The sequence below is a fragment of the Vibrio porteresiae DSM 19223 genome, from assembly GCF_024347055.1.
GTDB classification, from domain to species: Bacteria; Pseudomonadota; Gammaproteobacteria; order Enterobacterales; family Vibrionaceae; genus Vibrio; species Vibrio porteresiae.
This window is the reverse complement of sequence record NZ_AP024896.1, coordinates 835,274-854,014: the sequence shown is the minus strand read 5'-3', so window position 1 is coordinate 854,014 and position 18,741 is coordinate 835,274. Positions and strand designations below refer to the sequence as shown.

Sequence of the window (18,741 nt, the reverse complement as noted above, 5' to 3'; positions counted from 1 at the left end):
GGGAAGCGCGTATGGCCAAAAGTGGGCAACACGGTGGAAATGTCATTCAAATGGCACAAAAGTACGGTTTAGAGCCGGAACAGGTCATTGATTTTAGCGCCAATATTAACCCCTTAGGTATGCCGCACAGTGTTAAACAAGCCATCATCGACCAACTCGATTGTCTTGAGCATTACCCAGATATTGATTACCTCAAGTTGCACCAAGCCATCGCTGCCCATCACCGCTTACCGGTGGAACAGGTCATTGCTGGCAATGGTGCAACTGAACTGATTTTCCTGTGGACCAATCATCTAAAGCCTAAAAAAGCCTTGTTAGTTGAACCGAGTTTTGCCGAATACCGCCGCGCGTTAGTTCGCGCTGGCTGTGAAATCGTGCAATTCGATCTACAAGAGACCGATGATTTTGCCCTCACTGAGCAACTGTTATCGGCACTGGATGAGAGCTTTGATGCGCTCTTTCTGTGTACGCCCAATAACCCGACGGGGTTAATGCCAAACCACGATCTTTTGCTTAGTATCGTTGCGCGTTGCCACCAACTGAATATCGCACTGTTTATCGATGAGTCGTTCATCGACTTTATGCGTGATACGCCAAGTTTGGTGGCTCAGTTAGCCCATTACTCTCATGTCGCCATTTTGCGCTCACTGACCAAGTTTTATGCGTTGCCTGGTTTGCGCTTAGGCTATCTTTTGTCGTCCAATCAAATCCTGCTGGATGAAATGCGCGATCAGCGTGAGCCTTGGACAATCAATGCATTAGCTGCATTAGCAGGTGAAGTTCTGTTTGCTGATACCCAATATGTTGAACAGACTCTACACTGGTTAGAGCAGGAGCAGACATTGGTATGGCAGGAACTCAATGAGCTACCCGGCATTAGGGCCTTTAAACCCAGTGCTAATTATCTGTTTTTTAAACATCTTGAGCCTAATAGTCAGCTGCAAGCTCAAATGATGAAGCACGGCATACTGATTCGCAGTTGCGCCAATTACCCAACGTTAAATCAACAGTTTTATCGTATTGCAATCAAATCCCGTGCGGCCAATATCCAGCTGATTTCGGCATTAAAAGAGGTTTTACATCATGGCTAAAGCAAGTTGCCCCGCTTCCTGTGGTGAGTTAATTCAAGGCTGGATCGGCGGAAATGAAAAATTGGTCTCCTGTCCTATCGATTGGTTTGCAACCGTTGAGGTAAGCCGAAACCCTGACCTTCCCACCAATATTGGGTTTATGGCGCGCAAAGCGTTTGCCCTCACCTTAACCTTTTTGGGTCAGTCTGAAGAAGCAGCGCAAGATCTCTCAGTTCATGTGGAAAGTACCATTCCGAAAGCCAAAGGCATGGCGAGCAGTACAGCAGACATCGCAGCTACTATGATGGCGACCGCGCGCTATTTCAATCGTGAATTGACCGAAGTGGAATTGGCGCATCTATGTGCTTCTCTTGAGCCAACCGACGGCACGATTTTCAAAGAGTTAACGCTATTTGACCACAACCAAGGTGAAGTAATTGAAACCCTTGGGGATATCGACCCAATCAACGTATTGGTCCTTGAAAGCTCAATTAGCCTAGAAACCGCCGATTATCACCGCATGCGCCGCTATGAAACGCTGCAAGCCTCGGCAGATCAACTGGAAAAAGCGCATCGTTTACTGCGCAGCGCAGTGCACGAGCAAGACAAAGCCCTATTAGGAGAAGCAGCAACGCTCAGCGCGATTGAGAGTCAAAAAGTGCTGCCAAAGCCCCTGTTTTACTCCTTACTCGATATGGTAGAGCGCCAAGGGTTGTATGGCATTAACCTCGCCCACAGTGGCAGCGTCATTGGCATTTTGTATGATGAAAGCCGCCACGATGTGGAAAAGATTGCTCAGCAGATTCGCCAAATTGATGTGCTCGGTTTTTACCATAGCCAACACCGACAAAAAATGATTCAGGGTGGTTTGCGTTAATCAAAGGTCGTGGTGGTTAACGGAATCCCCACCCCTTGGACGCTAAAAAACTCTTTCCCTTCATAGCGTAGCAGCTGAACATGAGTAACGCTCTGGTTAGTAATGTTCAGCACGCTATACCACTTGGGATCTTTCCAATCCACGTTTAAAAGATGCGCCAACACAAAGCGAATCATCCCGCCGTGGGTGATCACTATGGTGTCTTGTTGTGCTTGCTCAACCAAGTGTTTCCATGCCGCAACTGCGCGATAGTAACCTTGATCCAAAGGCTCAGATTCAGGTAATGGATGGGCTAATGGGTCAGCCCAAAACGCTTCTAACTCTGCCCATGCATCCCCTAATTCATCATAAGGAATGCCGTCGTAGCGACCAAAATCGAGCTCGCGCCAGTTTGCTTCCACGCGGATCTCAAATTGTTCCGGATTTAAGCGGTCAGCCACATCAAAGCAGCGACGCAGTGGCGAACTGACGATCTGCTTTACAGGACCAGCTTGAATACAAGCGGCCATTTCATCTTGAATATCATCGTCCACCAGCACATCCGTGCTGCCGTTGAGCGCATTCGCCATCTGCGTTTTGCCATGACGAATCAAATAAAAATTGAGCTTACTCATCCTATCTCCTCAGCCAGCGGCTTACCTTTCATTGCTAACGGCAAACCTGCGGCCATAAAGGTCACGGTGTCGGCTATTGCTGCGACCGCTTGGTTCATCCAACCTGCATGGTCGACATACAAACGGGTAACTTCACCCAAGGGCACGATACCTAATCCCACTTCATTAGAGACACAGAAGATCGTGGCGGGTGTTGTTGCTAGCGCCTGAACCAAGCGCTGCACTTCACTGTCGATAAGCGCCGCATCTGCTGTCTCTCCTTCGTTATAAATCACGTTATTGAGCCATAGGGTAAAACAGTCGATCAGTACCACATCATCGCCATTGAAGCGTTCAATCTGTTCGACTAATGCTCTAGGAACTTCATGGTTTTGCCACTCTTCACCACGCCTTGATTGATGGGTGTGAATACGGCTGCGCATTTCGTCATCAAATGGCGTTGCGGTAGCGACATAGTGCAATTGGCTGGGCAACGATTGCTGGGTTTTGTGGTGACAAAGTACTTTGGCGTATTTCTCTGCGTAGCTGGATTTACCACTGCGGGCACCACCGAGTAAAAAATGGACTGGCATCGAACTTCCTTTGAGGTGGCAGTAACACCACAGTAAATGAGCTTGGCAAAGCCGGAAAAACTTGGCTTAACGTGGCCGGATATGTTACCAATAAAGCACAATATTCCCAAACGATCCCTTGAAGATCTTGTTGAATATTCACAGTTTTGTCTTAAATTTTTCTACTATTGTGTGAAGTTATGATTCCTGAATTTGAATTCTCATTTCGTATCGAAATCAAGGTTGATAAACCGATTGTGGTCAGCCAATCCCAAACCCATGGTAAGCGTCAATTGATCCCTATCGCCTCTGGCGTAGTCAGCGGCGCGATTGAAGGCAAAGTGCTTCCCGGCGGTATCGATTCACAGATCATCGACAGCGAAGGTTTATGTCATCTTTCGGCTCGCTACGCGGTTGAAACCAACGATGGCGACACCTTCTATATCGAAAACAACGGCATTCGTCGTATCCCAGAGCAATGGCGCGCCCAATTGTTCAGCGATGACATGAGCTTTTTTAACGAGATCCCTAAAGAGGAGATTTACTTTAAAACCACGCCAACCTTTGAAGTGTACAGCGACAACCTGAAATGGCTAACCGAATCACTGTTCGTTTGCAGTGCTGCGCGCAGTGCAACTGGTGTGTTCCTCGATATGTATCGCGTTAAGTAAGCTAATCAAACTCGTCACCATTGCTAACACCAACCGCGTTTAGTGCCCTTCACTTGATAAACCAAGGGTACTGACGGGATTATCCACGTTTTGGCGAATATGATTCCACATAATGACCATTTTTGTGGATAGTCTTCAATGGTAATCTAAGTCCATTGAATTCCAGCACTTAGCGCACCGCAAACGGCGCTTTATCACAACACTAACGCTGGAACAGTTTGATTGATAGGAGTAAAGGCAGATGTTAGTCGATGGTAAATGGGTAGAAAACTGGCAACCCGTGCAAAGCAAAGATGATCAAGGCCGCTTCGTGCGCCAAGTCTCCTCTTTTCGCAATTGGGTCACTCCCGATGGCAGCGCGGGTCCAACCGGTGAAGCCGGATTTAAAGCTGAATCTGGCCGCTACCGTCTCTACGTGGCGTATATCTGTCCTTGGGCATCGCGCACGTTAATGGCGCGAGCACTCAAAGGGTTAGAACAGCATGTGCCAGTGACGGTGGTCAATCCTACCATCACCGATCAAGGCTGGCAGTTTGGCGATTACGATCAAGCAGACCAAGATCCCCTATTTAACTCCAGCTACATGCACGAGATTTATACTCGCGCCGATGCCCATTTTACTGGTCGCGCAACGGTTCCTGTGCTGTGGGATACGCAAACCAACACCATAGTGAACAACGAAAGCGCCGATATTGTGCGCATGTTCAATACTGGTTTTGGTGACTTAGCCAGCAATGACTACGATCTCTATCCAGCAGAACTGGCCGAACAGATCGACGAACTTAACCCACGTTTGTACAACCAGCTCAATAATGGCGTGTATAAATCGGGCTTTGCTTCAACCCAGCTGGCCTACGATGAAGCCGTGCAAGGCGTATTTGCCATGCTCGATGAATTGGAACAACGACTCGATGGCAATTTTCTGTTTGGTCAACAGTTAACCGAAACCGATATTCGCGCCTTTGTCACCTTGATTCGTTTTGATTCTGCTTACCACGGCATTTTCAAAACCAACTGGAAACGCATTGCAGACTATCCAAAACTCTCCGCTTATATGGAGAAAATTTACCAATTGCCAGGCATCGCCCAAACGGTCAATATGGATCACATTACGCGCGGCTACTATTCGATTAAAGCGCTTAACCCGCTAGGGATTCGCCCGATTGGCCCTGAGCACATCACACGGTTACTCAAATCCGTGCGCGCCTAATCATTGAGATGTCACATTCGTGCTTTAAGCCTATAAACATCAACGATACAGAATCAACGCCCGTGAATCACAGATTGACGGGCTTATTAAGGAGAACACCATGACAAGGGTGATATTTTTACACGGCGTTGGCGCTAACGGTGCCACCTTCAATCCTTTGATTGAGATGCTAAAACTCGATGAACTGAACGTCGAAGCGTTTAATCCCGATGCACCTTATCCATACGATATGTCCGCTTACGGTCGCCAATGGTTTTCGATCAGTGGTGTAACGGAAGACAATCGCACCGATCGCGTCAATCAAGCATTAGGCAAATTAAAAGAAGTATTGGAAAGCTACGGCCCGCTCGAAGAGACCATTTTGGTCGGCTTTTCGCAAGGTTCTATTATGTCGCTACATGCCGCCGCTGCGGGTTTCCCGGTTAAAGGCGTGATTGCGATTGCAGGTCGCCTCGCCGCCCCTGTTGCACACCGCGACACTTGGCCAGCCATCACCATCATCCACGATCAAGACGATCCGGTGATCGCGATTGAAAAAGCCCAAGAAAGCTACCACTGGCTCGAAGAAGCAGGTGCACACCCACAAGCGTTTGTGTCCAAAGAAGTGGGTCACTCAATCGGCAGCGCCATGATCCCGGTGATTCGCCAAGCAATTGAAAACTTGCTGTAATGATTCACGTCCACCAGCGCTATGTGGTGCTGGTGGTTATCTACTTTGCAAAACTCTCTTTTCCTTTCGCCACTCTATTTAAGTACCGCTCATGCACTTCTCATTTAGTGCATAAAAATTCCAATCGAACAGCAACAAGCAAACATTATTGAGTTATTGAATAATCCAACTTAAGATAAATGGTTACCATATTCAACTTGTCCGTTCATTTTTTATTCCATTGATAAATAATGCATTAACTTAAAATATAATTTGCTTATAAATGCAATAAAATGATAGTTTTATTCAATCTTATTGTTAAAAGGATTTACCTTATGAAAAAGCTATTGGGCATTTTCTGTCTTGCTATTGGCTTAGCACCTTGTATCGCGAGTGCAGAAACTTACGTGGTTGGCGCTGGCGGCACTTATCGTCCATTTGAATACGAAACACCAAGCAAAGAGCTACAAGGTTTCGATATCGACATTATTAAAGCGATTGCCAAGAAAGAAAACTTCGACATCAAATTGGTGAATACACCTTGGGAAGGCATTTTTGCCACTCTTGATTCTGGTGATCGTGACATTCTGGTCTCTGGTATCACTATTACCGATAAACGCAAACGTATTGTCGACTTTTCAAACCCTTACTTCCCTGCTGAACAAGCTATCGTCGTGCCAAACTCATCAAAAGTGCATGCGCTAGACGATCTTAAAAGTGAAAACGTCGGCGTGGTGAACTCCAGTACAGCCGATGTGATTGCGTCAAAAGTATTGGGCGTAAACAGCACAGCGATTAAACGTTTTGATAACACCCCACTGATGCTTCAAGAGCTTTATGAAGAAGGTCTAAGTTCTGCCATTGGTGATGTGGGTGTCGTGAAGTACTACATCAAAACGCATCCAGAGAAAGAGTTTAAGTTGGTTTACGATAACCATTTTACCCCTCAATACTTTGGTATTGCGGTTGCAAAAGGGAACGACAAGCTGCTTAGCAAAATCAACGCAGGACTAAAAGGGATCATTGCTGACGGCACTTACGCAAAAATCTACCAAACTTGGTTTGATGCAAACGTTCCAACCCTTCCAGCTCAATAAGCATTAAACACTTCACACCGAAAGCGAGTATCAATGCTCGCTTTCTCGTTTTACCTCGGGAAAGACTATGAACGGATTCCATTGGGAAATCATACAAGAATATTGGCCGCTCTTTATGAGTGGAGCAAAAATCACACTAGAATGCACCGTTATCTGTGTTATCACAGGGACGCTTTGGGGATTGATTCTCGGCTTAGGTCGCCTCGCCGAAGCACCTCATGGTCCATGGAAATATATTCTCCATTACGGCATTCAGTGGCCCGTGCGAATTTACATTAGTGCCTTTCGTGGTACACCGTTATTTGTCCAAATCATGGTGGTCCATTTTGCGCTGATTCCCCTACTCACGAACCCAAGAGACGGACTGCTAGTGGCCCACGGCATCATCAGTTCGGATTTTGCTCGCGAACTGCGCTCAAACTATGGTGCGTTTCTTTCCTGTATCGTTGCCATCACACTTAATTCCGGTGCCTATGTTTCCGAAATCTTCCGCGCTGGTATTCAGTCGATAGATAAAGGACAGATGGAAGCGTCACGATCACTTGGCATGAGCTATCTGCGCTCTATGTATCGCGTGATACTGCCACAAGCGTTTCACCGTATGTTGCCACCGCTTGGCAATAACGCCATCGCGATTGTCAAAGACTCCTCACTCGCCTCGGCCATTGGTCTGGCTGATCTGGCGTATGCGGCTCGTACCGCTTCTGGCGCTTACGCAAGCTACTGGGAACCCTATTTAACAATCAGTGTGATTTATTGGGTATTTACCTTCTTACTTTCACTCTTTGTTCAATATTTAGAAAAAAGGAATAACCAAAGTGATCAACGTTAATAATCTAAGTAAAACCTTTGGCTCCCACACAGTATTGGATGGCGTGAGTTGTGAGATAAAAGCAAAAGAAGTGGTGTGTGTTATTGGCCCTTCTGGGTCAGGGAAAAGTACATTTCTGCGCTGCTTAAATGCCCTTGAAGACTTTCAAGGTGGTACGGTTTGGGTGAATAACCACGCTTTGCATGAACGCCAAACCAATTTGAACCAGATGCGTACTCACGTTGGTATGGTGTTTCAAAAGTTTAATCTTTTCCCGCACATGACCGTATTGGACAACCTCACCATGGCCCCAATCGATGTGCTCAAGCAGAGTAAAAAAGAGGCGCAAGATAAAGCGCACCAACTCCTTGCCAAAGTGGGGTTAGCAGACAAAGCCAATGCGTGGCCAGCCACTTTATCTGGCGGGCAGCAACAACGTGTCGCGATTGCTCGAGCGCTAGCTATGGATCCCTCGGTGATCCTGTTTGATGAACCAACATCAGCACTCGATCCAGAATTGGTCGGTGAAGTTCTTGAAGTCATGAAACAGCTCGCCAATGAAGGGATGACCATGGTGATCGTCACTCACGAAATGGCGTTTGCCCGTGAAGTCGCCGACCGGATTATCTTTATCGACAAGGGCCAATTCCAAGAAATAGGCACCCCTGAAGAGATTTTCACCTCGCCTAAAAATCCGCGTACCGCCGAGTTTTTAAGTAAGGTTCTCTAAATGAAAATAGCCAGCGATGCTGGCTATTTTACTCAATCTTGGATAGTTAACTCACCACAAGACTTGAATGGGCTGCCACAACCTGCCAGTCATGGTTATCTTTAGTCTGCCAAACTCGTGTAAAACGAAAAGTTCCATCTGCAGGCTCACCGGCATAGGTGCCAAATATGGCGACTTTCGCAAATACCATTGCGGCACCCTGCAGTAATTTGACCTGCCGTTCTTGAGTTTCAATCCGAGCAATATGTAATAAGCCCGACCGATGTGCTTGCAAATCATCTTGTTTTCCAAGGCATTGTCCCAAATGATTGGTAAAGATAAGTTCGTCTGCGAGCAGCTGATTTAACTGTTCTACGTTGGAATCGAGCATTGCCTGAGATAAGGCATCTTCTGCTGCTAAAATTTGGTTTTCTGTACCGACTTCCATGCCATCAAACTCCCAATTTATATTCGATCTGCCGGATGGTTTACACCATCATTAGTGACAATGTCACCTAGTTCAAAAGGGTTTACCCCATCTAAACATCCGATGTTATAACCGTATTCATTGGGGTTAGAACGTCTTTGGTGGTGGGTGTAGATACCACAAACAGAGCAGAAATAGTGTTTCGCTGTATGAGTGTTGAATTGATAAAGTGTTAGAAACTCTTCACCTTGCACAATACGAATTCCAGACAATTCCACTGACCCGACAATGGCACCTTTGCGCCGGCAGATGGAGCAGTCACAACGCCTTGGATTCACAATACCGTGAGGTAATGTAAGTTCTATTACCACTTTGCCACAGTGACAACTCGCTTGGTGCTTTGGCAAAATAGTGGTCTTCCCTACCATCTTTATCATCATGATATTCCTTATCTATTTGTCGTTAAGCTACCTTATTACCCCAAATAGACCTCGTAGCAACCTAACGTTGTTTTATAAGCCACCTGTGACATCAATGTAATTGGCAGTTGAAAACGTCGACTTATCAGAAGCCAGCCAAAAAATCGCTTCGGCGACTTCTTGCGGCTCTCCTCCACGTTGCAGTGGAATAACCGATTTCAATCGTTCAATTCGCTCTGGCTCACCACCATCGGCATGCATTTGAGTATAAATAAGTCCCGGACGAACACAGTTGACGCGAATGCCTTCAGATGCCACTTCCATCGCTAAGCCTTTCGTTAAGGTGTCGATAGCACCTTTCGATGCAGCGTAATCAATGTATTCATTTGGCGAACCCGAGCGAGCAGCACCGGAGGAGACATTAACGATCACACCGCCATTCCCTCCACGATGCGTCGACATGCGTTTAACTGCCTCGCGGCTACACAGAAAATAGCTGGTAACGTTATTGCTTAACACGGTGTTGATTCGCTCAGCCGTCATCTCTTCTAACCGCATTTGCTGAAACAAAATGCCTGCGTTATTCACCAATACCGATACCGTCCCAAGCTCATTGTCTACCGTTGCAAATAATCGTAAAACATCCACTTCTTGCGATACATCAGCCTGAACCGTAATGCATTGACCACCAGCATCTTGGATTTCATCAGCGAGTAAACTCGCTGCTTTCTCGTTGGATTTATAATTGATACAGACAGCATATCCTTGCTGGGCAAACAGTTTCGCTGTTGCCGCTCCAATACCACGACCACCGCCAGTAATAATGACCACTTTTGTGTTTTGCATGGGTGTCCTTTAATGAGGTAAATAGTTACAACGATTCAATATCCAAATAGCATCCTGACTGACTCGCTATCGCTCATCTCCCAATATCTCCTCGAGTTCTGGTTCAAATTGCCACAAGGGATCTGGGTTATCGCGCATAAATTCATCCGCAGGAGTGCCTTCGACTGTGTCAGGTCGTTTTACTCTAACCTGCTTTCCATTGATAAACACCGTTTGGTAGAGTTTCTGCCGCTCCGATTTGGCTTTGCGCCTCGCGATTTGCTGCCCTCTGGTTGTTGTATTTTTCATCAATGTTCCCTACCGGTGCCAATTCAATATTGACCACTTTATATAAATCATTTCTATATGAATCATTAGGATGTGTCACTCACCGTGAGTGAATTTAATTAGATTACGGTGATAAATGTGACCTATTGTAAGCTTTGATTGATATTGACGATGTTGCCTACACTTCCGCCTCAGCATCATTCTTGCATAAAGATTCTCAAGACAAAGCTATTAGCCCTCATTTAGTGCATTTCTATATTTAATTCATGCTTAGATACGCAAGTTGTGCAGCAAAATATAAGGCGACGCCAATTAAATTGAACGAAAATTCGCCATTTATTTTTGTTATCAGAATAATGAGCGGCTTGTTGCGCAAACATTGTATAAAGTGTGATGAATACCCCTTTTTTATGTATGCAAACTGCATACTATCCGATAGGTTAATAAACGATAGCGCTACTTAATATCGCTTTATTACTCAAGTTAAGTGCTTGTTTACGATTAAATTCACCATTAGGGAAATCAAATTTTTATGTGATTCACGTCATCTCATACAATTTGAAAATACAAAAGGAGTTTGTATGAAAGCAGTTAAGCTTCTGCCATTGGCAGCGCTTATTATGGCGACCTGTGCCCACGCGGCAGACGGGAAAGTCTTCAAATTTTCGGATTCTGGTGCGCCAAGTACCTTTGATCCCGTGCAATCGGGTACGGTTTACAGTAATGAAATCGTGACCGCCATTTTTGATACCCTCTACGAATATAAATACCTCAAACGCCCTTATGAGCTCGAGCCTAACCTTGCAGAAGGGATGCCTCAGGTCTCTGAAGATGGCCTTACTTACACCATCAAAATTAAGCCCGGCGTTAAGTTTGCTGATGATCCTGCGTTTGCCGATGGCAAAGGTCGTGAAGTCACAGCGCAAGATTTTGTTTACTCGATTGAACGTAACTATGACCCAGAAAATCGCTCTCAAGGCGCTTGGGTATGGGAAGGCAAAATTGCTGGCATGGATGCTTGGCAAGCCGCTGGCGCTGATTATTCCAAACCAATTTCAGGTTTAAAAGCGCTGGATAAATACACCATTCAAATCACGCTCACTCAGAAATTCCCGCAATTAACTTACACCTTAGCGATGGGCTATGCGGGTGTGGTGCCACACGAAGCGGTCGAAAAATACGGACGTGAATTTGGTTTACACCCAGTGGGTAGTGGTCCATTTAAAATGGAATCAACCAACAGCACAAAGACCATTTTGGTGCGTAATCCGTCCTATCGTAGTGATATTTTCCATGCAAAAGAGGAAGGCTACGATGCCAAAGTTCATGGAGCGACAGGAATTGCGAGCCTAGATGGCAAAGCGATGCCTTTTGTCGATCGCGTCGAAGCCAACTGGATCAAACAAACCTCAGCGCGTTGGAACTCATTTAGTAAAGATAACGAAATCCAAAATACCTCATTGCAAAACGAGCAGTTAGACCAAGTCCTATCGTCTCGCGACCCCATTACGCTGCGCCCTGAATACGCAGCCAAGTACAATTATCGCGTTGCCACTGAAACGGGCATGGTATTTAACATGTTCAACTTTGACGACGAATACTTTGGCTTTAACAAAGATCCCAAAATCAATGCGCAAAACAAAGCACTGCGCTGTGCTATCGTCAGCTCGTTTAGCTGGCCAAAACGTATTCAACGTTTTTACCTTGGCTTAGGTCATGCCTATGCTGGCTTCATTGTTCCGGGAACCGATGGTTTTGACCCGAATATGGGTAAGGAAGCAATTGAGCAAAACATTGCTAAAGCGAAGAAACTCCTCAAAGAGAACGGCTGGAATGCGAAAAACCTACCGGTTCTTTACTACCCAACGGTTTCTGATGTGAAAAGCAAACAGATGTATGAAGAGTTTCGTGGTTACCTGACCCAAATTGGTTATCCAAAAGAGAAGATCAAGCTGAAAGCTTACGCGACGTTTGGTGATTTCAATAAAGACATCAAAGAGAGCAAAACTCAAATGGTGCCAATGGGTTGGAGCTTAGATTACCCAGATGCAGAAAATACCCTGCAACTCTTCTACGGTCCAAACCGTTCACCAGGTGCGAACAGTGCTAACTACAGCAACCCTGAGTACGACAAGATCTTCAAACAAGCTTCAGTGATGCAGCCAAGTCCTGAACGCACGGCCTTGTACAAAGAACTGAATAAAATGCTGGTTGATGATTGTGTCGGTGTGGGTAGTTTCTCTCGCACGGGCGTTGCACTATGGCATAAAGACGCCATTATGTGGCCTGAATCGAGCATTTTAGGTAACTATTTCAAATACGTAGACGTGCAATAGGACGGTTCCGACGGCATGGATACCTTGAAATACTGCATGCGGAAGCTGGTTTACAGCCTTCCGCTGCTTTTCGGAGTCACTCTGATTAGCTTCGTTCTGATGGTCTATTTTGGCCCAGATAAAACCTACGATTTGCTCGGACGCAACCCAACGGTTGCAGAGATCGCCAATGTTCGTCATCAACTGGGTTACGACTTGCCTTTTTGGACGCGCTATCTGCAATACCTAAAGGAAGTGGTGACGTTTAATTTCGGTTATTCCGATTCCAGCGGCGAACTGGTCACCGCCATTTTAGAGCGTACGATCCCCATCTCGCTGATCCTTGGCCTACCCGGTTTTATCTTAGGTCACATCATCAGTATCGCGCTCGGTTTAGTGGCCGCGCAAAATCGCGGTCGTTGGTTGGATAAGTTGGTGATGTCATCCTCTGTGGTTGGCATGAGCATCTCCTACATTATCGTTATCATCGCGATTCAACTGGTGTTTTGTTCAAGCTATGGATTGAACTGGTTTCCGGTCTACGGCTGGGAAGTGCACGATATCAGTAGCTACCTCTACTACGTGACCGTACCGACCCTGTGCACGATTTTTGTGTCCGTTGGTTACACCACGCGATTCTATCGGGCTATTTTGGTTGAGGAGATGAATCGCGACCACATTCGCACTGCCAAAGCCTTTGGTCATTCTCCGCTAAGGATTTTGATCAAACACGTACTAAAAAATGCGCTGATTCCAATTATTACGCGCATCATTTTTTCGATTCCTTTTGTTTTGGTCGGAGGATCACTGCTGTTGGAAAGCTACTTTGGCATTCCAGGAATCGGATTAGTCACCTACAACGCGATTACTACTGGCGATTTACCGGTATTGAAAGCGGTGATTGTCTTGATCACCCTGCTCTATATCGTGGTCGTTAGTATTGTGGATGTTATCTACAAACTCGTTGATCCGCGTATTTCACTGCAATAAGGATATGAGTGGAGGTCATTATGACGGATGTTATTACTCAATTATCAATGGATGTTCCATTAAAACGGGAATCACTGTGGAGCAAAGCGTTCTGCAAATTTCGCAAAGACAAAATTGGCATGTTGAGCCTTTTTGTCGTGGGCCTATTTATGGTGATTGCCCTGCTGGTTTGGCTTGGCGTGATTGGTCAACAATGGGATGAACTGCTCGCGGCAGGTCAAAGCGGCCCTACGGCGCAATATTGGTTTGGCACGACAATTAATGGTCAAGACATTCTTGATCGCACCTTATACAGTACAAAAACCGCCTTTCAGGTTGGGTTGATCGTCGCCCTGTTCTCGATTCTGTTCGGGGCGATTGGCGGCGCGCTAATGGGTTTCTATTCCAACACTTGGTTAGATGAAGTCATTTTATGGCTGATGAACAGCATTGACTGTGTGCCCTATTTTCTGCTGGTGGCTGCCATTGCTGTAGCGCTTAAAGAGAATCCTTATGCGATGCACATCGCGATGATCTTGGCGTTTTGGACCAGCACGGCGCGCGTGATTCGTGGCGAAATCATCAAGTTAAAAAACATGGAGTTTACCGAAGCGGCCCACTCGCTTGGTGTACCGGTTTATCGCATCATCTTCAAACACCTGCTGCCCAATACCATCCATATTTTGTTGGTCGATTTAACCCTGCTGTTTATCACCGCGATCAAAAGTGAAGTGATTTTGAGCTTCTTAGGTCTGGGCGTGAAAGACAGCATCAGTTGGGGCGTGATGATCGCTGAAGCGAGTACCGAAGTAAGTTCAGGTCATTTCTGTAACTTCTTCGCCGCCTCAGTGCCGCTGTTTATTCTGGTGTTGGCGTTCAATATGTTCTCCGACTCGCTACAAGATGCGCTTGATCCGCGCAAGGTAGCGTAACGATGACAGAAACTAAGTTAACACCACTACTTTCAGTGCGAGATTTGGCGGTTGAGTTTCGCACCGACAAAGGCCCAGCCCGTGCGATTAATGGCGTCAGTTTTGATGTCTATCCCGGCGAAACTTTAGCGATCGTTGGCGAGTCTGGCTGTGGTAAATCGGTGAGCTCGCTGGCGATCATGGGCTTAATACCCTCGCCACCGGGCAAGATCGTTGACGGCAGCATTCGCTACCAAGGTCAAGAGCTGGTCGGGTTGGATGAAAAAGCCTACCGTCGGTTGCGTGGCAGCCAAATCTCGATGATCTTTCAAGAGCCGATGACGGCGCTCAATCCAGTGCTCAAAATCAGTACCCAAATGATTGATGTGATTCGCAATCACCAATCTTTAAGCCGCAAAGAAGCCAAACAACACGCAGTGGAAATGCTGCGTAAAGTGGGCATTCCTGCTCCTGAAAAACGCATTGATGATTATCCTCATCAGCTCTCTGGCGGGATGCGCCAAAGGGTCATGATCGCCATGGCGCTCTCTTGTCATCCCTCGCTGTTGCTGGCTGACGAACCGACCACAGCATTAGATGTGACGATTCAAGCGCAGGTGATGCGCGAAATGGTGCGCCTTAAACAGGAACTGGAAATGGCGATGATTCTGGTCACCCACGATTTGGGTGTCGTGGCAGAATCTTGCGATCGCGTGGTGGTGATGTACTGCGGCGAAGTGGTGGAACAAGGCAGCGTTGAAGCCATATTTGCCAACCCGCAGCACCCTTATACCCGCGGCCTACTTGAATCGGTGCCGAAAGTGCGTGAACACAAAATTCGCCGACTGCCGACCATCGAAGGCATGGTGCCGGATCTGTTCCATCTTCCGCAAGGTTGTCGTTTTGCCGATCGCTGCGCACTCGCCTCATCGCAGTGTCATCACAACCGTCCCGAACTCGAAGAGATTGCCACGATGAGCGTAACCCACCACCAAGCGGCCTGTTTTCACCTTGATAAGGAGCCAGCATGATGAGTTCCGATGTATTAGTGGAAGTGAAAGGTTTGCGTAAAACCTTTGCCGTTAAACAATCTGGTTTCTTTCGGCGCAACGACCTGCTGTGTAAAGCGGTCGATGATGTCAGTTTCACCATTCGTAAAGGTCAAACCTTAGGATTGGTCGGAGAATCCGGTTGCGGTAAATCGACGTTGGGTCGCTGCTTGCTGCGGTTAATTGAACCCACCGATGGCAGCATCGTCATTGACGGTCAAGCAGTTGATAGCCTGGATAAAAAAGGGCTAAAAGCGATGCGTAAAGACATGCAGATGATCTTTCAAGATCCGTTTGCCTCGTTAAGTCCACGCATGACCATTCACGATATTTTGCGTGAGCCTTTGGATATACATCACATTGGTACTGTGGAAGAGCGTGAAGCGAAAATCGCCGAAGTGATGGCGATTGTAGGCTTGAGACCACAAGCGTTAAACCGTTATCCGCATGAGTTCTCTGGTGGGCAACGTCAGCGCATCGGCATTGCGCGCGCGTTAATGCTTGAGCCTAAATTCATCGTGGCCGATGAGCCGGTGTCGGCTTTGGATGTGTCAGTACAAGCTCAAGTGCTTAACTTAATTGCAGAACTGCAAGAAACCAAAGGCATTTCGTTTTTGTTTATTGCGCATGACTTGGCCGTGGTGCAGCACATTTGTGATGAAGTGGGTGTGATGTACTTAGGTCGTTTAGTAGAAAGAGCCAGTGCTGAAGAGCTGTATCGCAATCCCAAGCATCCTTACACTCAGGCGTTACTCGCATCGATTCCGGTTCCCGATCCGACTTTGCGAAAAGATAAAGAACCGCTGCAGGGAGATGTACCCTCACCGCTCGCACCACCAAGTGGCTGTACGTTTCGCACCCGTTGCCCGCATGCAACGGCTCAATGTGCGAAAACCGCGCCCAGTGCTATCAATGTCTCAACCGATAATAATGAGACTGCAGGTCATTGGGTCGCATGTCATCTCTATAACGAGGCACTGGCTTAGCCCTGCCTCTCTGCCAGCCAACTGATGTTAATGATGTAATCCACCGCGGCCGTGAAGATCACTTTGCGGCGCGGTGACTCGGATAAATCGGCGAATCTCACGTAATAATTCTAACGACAAAGGCTGATGGGGGTTGTCGTAGGCAGCTCGGTTGGAATCATAATCTTCGCCCACGGTTTTTAATACGTGGTTCATCCCCTTAATCACACAATAGCGAGCGTTTGGTTGCGCCGCTTCCAAAGCCAATCCATTAAGCTCGCCCAATTCCAAATCGTGATCGCCGTAAATCAGCAAGATAGGCGCTTTAACACGAGCAATAATATCGACCGGCTCATAACGAAATAACGAGCGCAGATAGGGCTGAAATGAAGGACGAAACAGATGGTTTAACGATTCAGGAACGTTATCGACCGGCTTATTGGCCGCGAGAGTGTCGAGTATGTCTAAGGCTTCGGTGCTAAACGGTGCGGGTAGCGATGAGAGTTGTAGCCGCAGCAGCTTTTGTCGATTTAACGATGAAGCCGCGATCATGATCATGTTATTGACGCACGGCATGTTGGCAATCGAGGACGTAATCAGCGCCCCTTCCCCAACACCAATCAACATAATGTGCTGATAGTGAGTCAAACGCGCGGCGATATAACGCACCCAGTTTTGTGCATCATGGACATAATCATCAAAGCTCAATTCGCTTTCCGTTAAACCATGGAAACTGCTCGCCCCAACACCGCGTTTATCGTAGCGGATACTGGCGCAACCCATTGAGCAGAGTGCTTCAGCTACCAGCTTGAGACAGTTATTTTTTCCGTTCGGTTGGTTACCGTTGCGGTCAATTGGGCCATAGCCAGCAACAATTAAGGCAATGGTATCGCTCTGCATCGGCTCAAGTAGCTCGCCGTACAGATCACAGCCATCACTGGTTAATGATATCTGTGTCGTTTTCCCCATTTGGATCTGTCCTAAACAAAGATAATATCAATAATGTAGCATATCAAAACGTTAGAACAATAACTCTAAAGTAATAAATCACAGGTCAATTTATGCGCTTCAGGTCAAGGACTTATCTCACTAACGCTTTATAATAAATGCGCTGATTTTTTAGCCATTTATACATCATCAGCCCCTTTTAATCAGGAAGTTAGGGCAAAGATCCATTCACATTAGTGCGTTGTTTCGCGTCAAATGGCAAGCGCGATGGCACTGATGCCACATGCCCGATAAGGAGTCTCATCCATGTCATCGTTACAGACTAACGACATTCCGGTACTTTGCGTGCGCCAAGATGGAAGTGGTGATTACCCGACCATTCAATCCGCTCTTGAGGCACTACCAAACTCCGATGAGCTCTACCAAATTCATATTGGCCCTGGTACGTTTCACGAGCGCCTTTGCATTACGCGTTCGAATGTGATTTTGCAAGGCAGCAGCTTGCACGATACCCACATCGTCGCCAGCACCGCCAACGGTATGCTCGATCCGCAAGGTCGTATCTTTGCCACCACCGGCAGTCGCACCGTGAGTATTGATGCCCATAATGTGCAATTGTTTGATTTGACCATTCGTAACGATTTTGATTTTGATGCCAACCAAGCCAAAAGCGCTGATGACCCCACCCGCCTAACCCATACTCAGGCCGTCGCTTTACTGGTGGATGAGCATGCCGACCAAGTGATTCTTTCCCACGTTGCGCTTGAAAGCGGCCAAGATACGCTGTTTCTCAAAGCGGGCAGAACCTATCTGCATCAATGTTTGATCACCGGTCATATCGATTTTATTTTTGGTGCCGGTACGGCGTGGTTTGAGCAGTGCGATATCACCGCGAAAGCACGACTTGATGTGGCTGAGAACGAACCTTGGGGCTATGTGTGCGCGCCTGCCACCGCCATTCAACACCCTTATGGTTTTATCTTTCATCGCTGCGCGCTGCTTAAACAGATCGATATCCCCGCCCAGAGTTTTGCCCTCGGCAGACCTTGGCATCCAACCACCCAATTTGCCGATGGATTGTACGCCGACCCCAATGCCATTGGGCATGCGGTGTTTATTGATTGTGTGATGGATAACCATATTTATGGCTGGGATCAAATGAGTGGCAAAGGCAAAGACGGTGAACGAGTATGGTTCACGCCGCAAGACTCGCGCTTTGCGGAATACCACTCCCACGGCACTGGCGCTAACCTCAATATCGAGCAGCGCCCGCAACTGAGCGTGAATGAACGCGAGCAATATACTATTGAGCAAGTCCTACAAGGCTGGGCACCACACATTAGCGAAGAAGCCGCATGGTAAAACC

At 47.0% G+C, this 18,741-nt stretch carries 21 protein-coding genes; 14 read left to right on the top strand and 7 right to left on the bottom strand.

Features of this window, described 5'->3' with window-relative positions; all coding sequences use genetic code 11:
- Nucleotides 1-11: 11 nt before the first annotated feature.
- Nucleotides 12-1,091, top strand: a complete 1,080-nt coding sequence (gene cobD, locus OCV11_RS20460; protein WP_261897855.1) for a threonine-phosphate decarboxylase CobD — start codon at nt 12-14, stop codon at nt 1,089-1,091.
- Nucleotides 1,084-1,947, top strand: coding sequence for a GHMP family kinase ATP-binding protein (locus tag OCV11_RS20455; RefSeq protein ID WP_261897854.1), 864 nt, complete (start codon nt 1,084-1,086; stop codon nt 1,945-1,947). Before cobD ends, OCV11_RS20455 begins: the two co-directional genes overlap by 8 nt.
- On the opposite strand, the gene OCV11_RS20450 is transcribed toward OCV11_RS20455, so the two are convergent.
- Together OCV11_RS20450 and cobU are read right to left on the bottom strand one after the other, a co-directional pair.
- The gene (locus OCV11_RS20450; RefSeq protein ID WP_261897853.1) at nt 1,944-2,561 is read right to left on the bottom strand and encodes a histidine phosphatase family protein; all 618 of its coding nucleotides are present in this window, start codon (nt 2,559-2,561) and stop codon (nt 1,944-1,946) included. The genes OCV11_RS20455 and OCV11_RS20450 overlap by 4 nt on opposite strands.
- Complete coding sequence (cobU, locus tag OCV11_RS20445; RefSeq protein WP_261897852.1) at nt 2,558-3,133, bottom strand: bifunctional adenosylcobinamide kinase/adenosylcobinamide-phosphate guanylyltransferase; 576 nt, start codon at nt 3,131-3,133, stop codon at nt 2,558-2,560. The genes OCV11_RS20450 and cobU overlap by 4 nt, the downstream gene beginning before the upstream one ends.
- A gap of 179 nt (nt 3,134-3,312) precedes the next feature.
- Between cobU and OCV11_RS20440 the strand changes: the two genes are divergently transcribed.
- The 6 genes from OCV11_RS20440 (at nt 3,313) to OCV11_RS20415 (ending at nt 8,280) form a co-directional block, all read left to right on the top strand.
- A complete protein-coding gene (locus tag OCV11_RS20440) occupies nt 3,313-3,783 on the top strand; it encodes a DUF3237 domain-containing protein (protein ID WP_261897851.1) in 471 nt (156 codons plus the stop codon).
- Nucleotides 3,784-4,024: 241 nt separating this feature from the next.
- Nucleotides 4,025-4,993, top strand: a complete 969-nt coding sequence (locus tag OCV11_RS20435) for a glutathione S-transferase family protein (RefSeq protein ID WP_261897850.1) — start codon at nt 4,025-4,027, stop codon at nt 4,991-4,993.
- A 100-nt stretch (nt 4,994-5,093) separates the two neighbouring features.
- Nucleotides 5,094-5,663 (top strand): alpha/beta hydrolase, encoded by a 570-nt coding sequence (locus OCV11_RS20430; RefSeq protein WP_261897849.1) that lies wholly within the window; start codon nt 5,094-5,096, stop codon nt 5,661-5,663.
- A gap of 314 nt (nt 5,664-5,977) precedes the next feature.
- A complete protein-coding gene (locus tag OCV11_RS20425; protein ID WP_261897848.1) occupies nt 5,978-6,739 on the top strand; it encodes a basic amino acid ABC transporter substrate-binding protein in 762 nt (253 codons plus the stop codon).
- Nucleotides 6,740-6,806: 67 nt separating this feature from the next.
- Nucleotides 6,807-7,571 (top strand): amino acid ABC transporter permease, encoded by a 765-nt coding sequence (locus OCV11_RS20420; protein ID WP_261897847.1) that lies wholly within the window; start codon nt 6,807-6,809, stop codon nt 7,569-7,571.
- On the top strand, nt 7,558-8,280 hold the full coding sequence (locus OCV11_RS20415) for an amino acid ABC transporter ATP-binding protein (RefSeq protein ID WP_261897846.1): 723 nt from the start codon (nt 7,558-7,560) through the stop codon (nt 8,278-8,280). The genes OCV11_RS20420 and OCV11_RS20415 overlap by 14 nt, the downstream gene beginning before the upstream one ends.
- A gap of 46 nt (nt 8,281-8,326) precedes the next feature.
- Here OCV11_RS20415 and OCV11_RS20410 read toward each other — a convergent pair whose 3' ends face one another.
- The 4 genes from OCV11_RS20410 to OCV11_RS20395 form a co-directional block, all read right to left on the bottom strand.
- Nucleotides 8,327-8,707 (bottom strand): nuclear transport factor 2 family protein, encoded by a 381-nt coding sequence (locus OCV11_RS20410; protein ID WP_261897845.1) that lies wholly within the window; start codon nt 8,705-8,707, stop codon nt 8,327-8,329.
- Between the two features lie 17 nt (nt 8,708-8,724).
- Entirely contained in the window at nt 8,725-9,123 is a 399-nt protein-coding gene (locus OCV11_RS20405; protein WP_261897972.1) for a GFA family protein, read from the bottom strand.
- A 75-nt stretch (nt 9,124-9,198) separates the two neighbouring features.
- The gene (locus OCV11_RS20400) at nt 9,199-9,951 is read right to left on the bottom strand and encodes an SDR family oxidoreductase (protein WP_261897844.1); all 753 of its coding nucleotides are present in this window, start codon (nt 9,949-9,951) and stop codon (nt 9,199-9,201) included.
- A 66-nt stretch (nt 9,952-10,017) separates the two neighbouring features.
- On the bottom strand, nt 10,018-10,239 hold the full coding sequence (locus tag OCV11_RS20395; RefSeq protein ID WP_261897843.1) for a sarcosine oxidase subunit delta: 222 nt from the start codon (nt 10,237-10,239) through the stop codon (nt 10,018-10,020).
- 560 nt (nt 10,240-10,799) lie between these two features.
- On the opposite strand from OCV11_RS20395, the gene OCV11_RS20390 reads away from it, so the two are divergent.
- From OCV11_RS20390 to OCV11_RS20370, 5 genes are read left to right on the top strand one after another with little or no spacing between them, the layout of a single operon-like run.
- Nucleotides 10,800-12,554: an ABC transporter substrate-binding protein gene (locus OCV11_RS20390; RefSeq protein WP_261897842.1), complete on the top strand. Its 1,755-nt coding sequence runs from the start codon at nt 10,800-10,802 to the stop codon at nt 12,552-12,554.
- 15 nt (nt 12,555-12,569) lie between these two features.
- The gene (locus OCV11_RS20385; protein ID WP_261897841.1) at nt 12,570-13,523 is read left to right on the top strand and encodes an ABC transporter permease; all 954 of its coding nucleotides are present in this window, start codon (nt 12,570-12,572) and stop codon (nt 13,521-13,523) included.
- A gap of 20 nt (nt 13,524-13,543) precedes the next feature.
- Nucleotides 13,544-14,434, top strand: coding sequence for an ABC transporter permease (locus OCV11_RS20380; RefSeq protein WP_261897840.1), 891 nt, complete (start codon nt 13,544-13,546; stop codon nt 14,432-14,434).
- Nucleotides 14,435-14,436: 2 nt separating this feature from the next.
- Nucleotides 14,437-15,444 (top strand): ABC transporter ATP-binding protein, encoded by a 1,008-nt coding sequence (locus tag OCV11_RS20375; RefSeq protein WP_261897839.1) that lies wholly within the window; start codon nt 14,437-14,439, stop codon nt 15,442-15,444.
- On the top strand, nt 15,444-16,448 hold the full coding sequence (locus tag OCV11_RS20370) for an ABC transporter ATP-binding protein (RefSeq protein ID WP_261897971.1): 1,005 nt from the start codon (nt 15,444-15,446) through the stop codon (nt 16,446-16,448). The genes OCV11_RS20375 and OCV11_RS20370 overlap by 1 nt, the downstream gene beginning before the upstream one ends.
- A 27-nt stretch (nt 16,449-16,475) precedes the next feature.
- On the opposite strand, the gene OCV11_RS20365 is transcribed toward OCV11_RS20370, so the two are convergent.
- The gene (locus OCV11_RS20365) at nt 16,476-17,396 is read right to left on the bottom strand and encodes an alpha/beta hydrolase (protein ID WP_261897838.1); all 921 of its coding nucleotides are present in this window, start codon (nt 17,394-17,396) and stop codon (nt 16,476-16,478) included.
- Between the two features lie 285 nt (nt 17,397-17,681).
- Here OCV11_RS20365 and OCV11_RS20360 point away from each other — a divergent pair, with 285 nt between their 5' ends.
- The gene (locus OCV11_RS20360; RefSeq protein ID WP_261897837.1) at nt 17,682-18,737 is read left to right on the top strand and encodes a pectinesterase family protein; all 1,056 of its coding nucleotides are present in this window, start codon (nt 17,682-17,684) and stop codon (nt 18,735-18,737) included.
- Nucleotides 18,738-18,741: the final 4 nt, after the last annotated feature.

Excerpts from the sequence above, each read along its gene's own strand:
- OCV11_RS20365 (WP_261897838.1), bottom strand. The coding sequence starts at position 17,396 with ATGGGGAAAACGACACAGATATCATTAACCAGTGATGGCTGTGATCTG.
- OCV11_RS20455 (WP_261897854.1), top strand. The coding sequence starts at position 1,084 with ATGGCTAAAGCAAGTTGCCCCGCTTCCTGTGGTGAGTTAATTCAAGGC.
- OCV11_RS20395 (WP_261897843.1), bottom strand. The coding sequence starts at position 10,239 with ATGAAAAATACAACAACCAGAGGGCAGCAAATCGCGAGGCGCAAAGCC.
- OCV11_RS20405 (WP_261897972.1), bottom strand. The coding sequence starts at position 9,123 with ATGATAAAGATGGTAGGGAAGACCACTATTTTGCCAAAGCACCAAGCG.
- OCV11_RS20375 (WP_261897839.1), top strand. The coding sequence starts at position 14,437 with ATGACAGAAACTAAGTTAACACCACTACTTTCAGTGCGAGATTTGGCG.
- OCV11_RS20440 (WP_261897851.1), top strand. The coding sequence starts at position 3,313 with ATGATTCCTGAATTTGAATTCTCATTTCGTATCGAAATCAAGGTTGAT.
- OCV11_RS20435 (WP_261897850.1), top strand. The coding sequence starts at position 4,025 with ATGTTAGTCGATGGTAAATGGGTAGAAAACTGGCAACCCGTGCAAAGC.
- OCV11_RS20380 (WP_261897840.1), top strand. The coding sequence starts at position 13,544 with ATGACGGATGTTATTACTCAATTATCAATGGATGTTCCATTAAAACGG.
- cobU (WP_261897852.1), bottom strand. The coding sequence starts at position 3,133 with ATGCCAGTCCATTTTTTACTCGGTGGTGCCCGCAGTGGTAAATCCAGC.
- OCV11_RS20425 (WP_261897848.1), top strand. The coding sequence starts at position 5,978 with ATGAAAAAGCTATTGGGCATTTTCTGTCTTGCTATTGGCTTAGCACCT.
- OCV11_RS20430 (WP_261897849.1), top strand. The coding sequence starts at position 5,094 with ATGACAAGGGTGATATTTTTACACGGCGTTGGCGCTAACGGTGCCACC.
- OCV11_RS20390 (WP_261897842.1), top strand. The coding sequence starts at position 10,800 with ATGAAAGCAGTTAAGCTTCTGCCATTGGCAGCGCTTATTATGGCGACC.
- OCV11_RS20370 (WP_261897971.1), top strand. The coding sequence starts at position 15,444 with ATGAGTTCCGATGTATTAGTGGAAGTGAAAGGTTTGCGTAAAACCTTT.
- OCV11_RS20360 (WP_261897837.1), top strand. The coding sequence starts at position 17,682 with ATGTCATCGTTACAGACTAACGACATTCCGGTACTTTGCGTGCGCCAA.
- OCV11_RS20385 (WP_261897841.1), top strand. The coding sequence starts at position 12,570 with ATGGATACCTTGAAATACTGCATGCGGAAGCTGGTTTACAGCCTTCCG.
- OCV11_RS20420 (WP_261897847.1), top strand. The coding sequence starts at position 6,807 with ATGAACGGATTCCATTGGGAAATCATACAAGAATATTGGCCGCTCTTT.
- OCV11_RS20410 (WP_261897845.1), bottom strand. The coding sequence starts at position 8,707 with ATGGAAGTCGGTACAGAAAACCAAATTTTAGCAGCAGAAGATGCCTTA.
- OCV11_RS20450 (WP_261897853.1), bottom strand. The coding sequence starts at position 2,561 with ATGAGTAAGCTCAATTTTTATTTGATTCGTCATGGCAAAACGCAGATG.
- cobD (WP_261897855.1), top strand. The coding sequence starts at position 12 with ATGGCCAAAAGTGGGCAACACGGTGGAAATGTCATTCAAATGGCACAA.
- OCV11_RS20400 (WP_261897844.1), bottom strand. The coding sequence starts at position 9,951 with ATGCAAAACACAAAAGTGGTCATTATTACTGGCGGTGGTCGTGGTATT.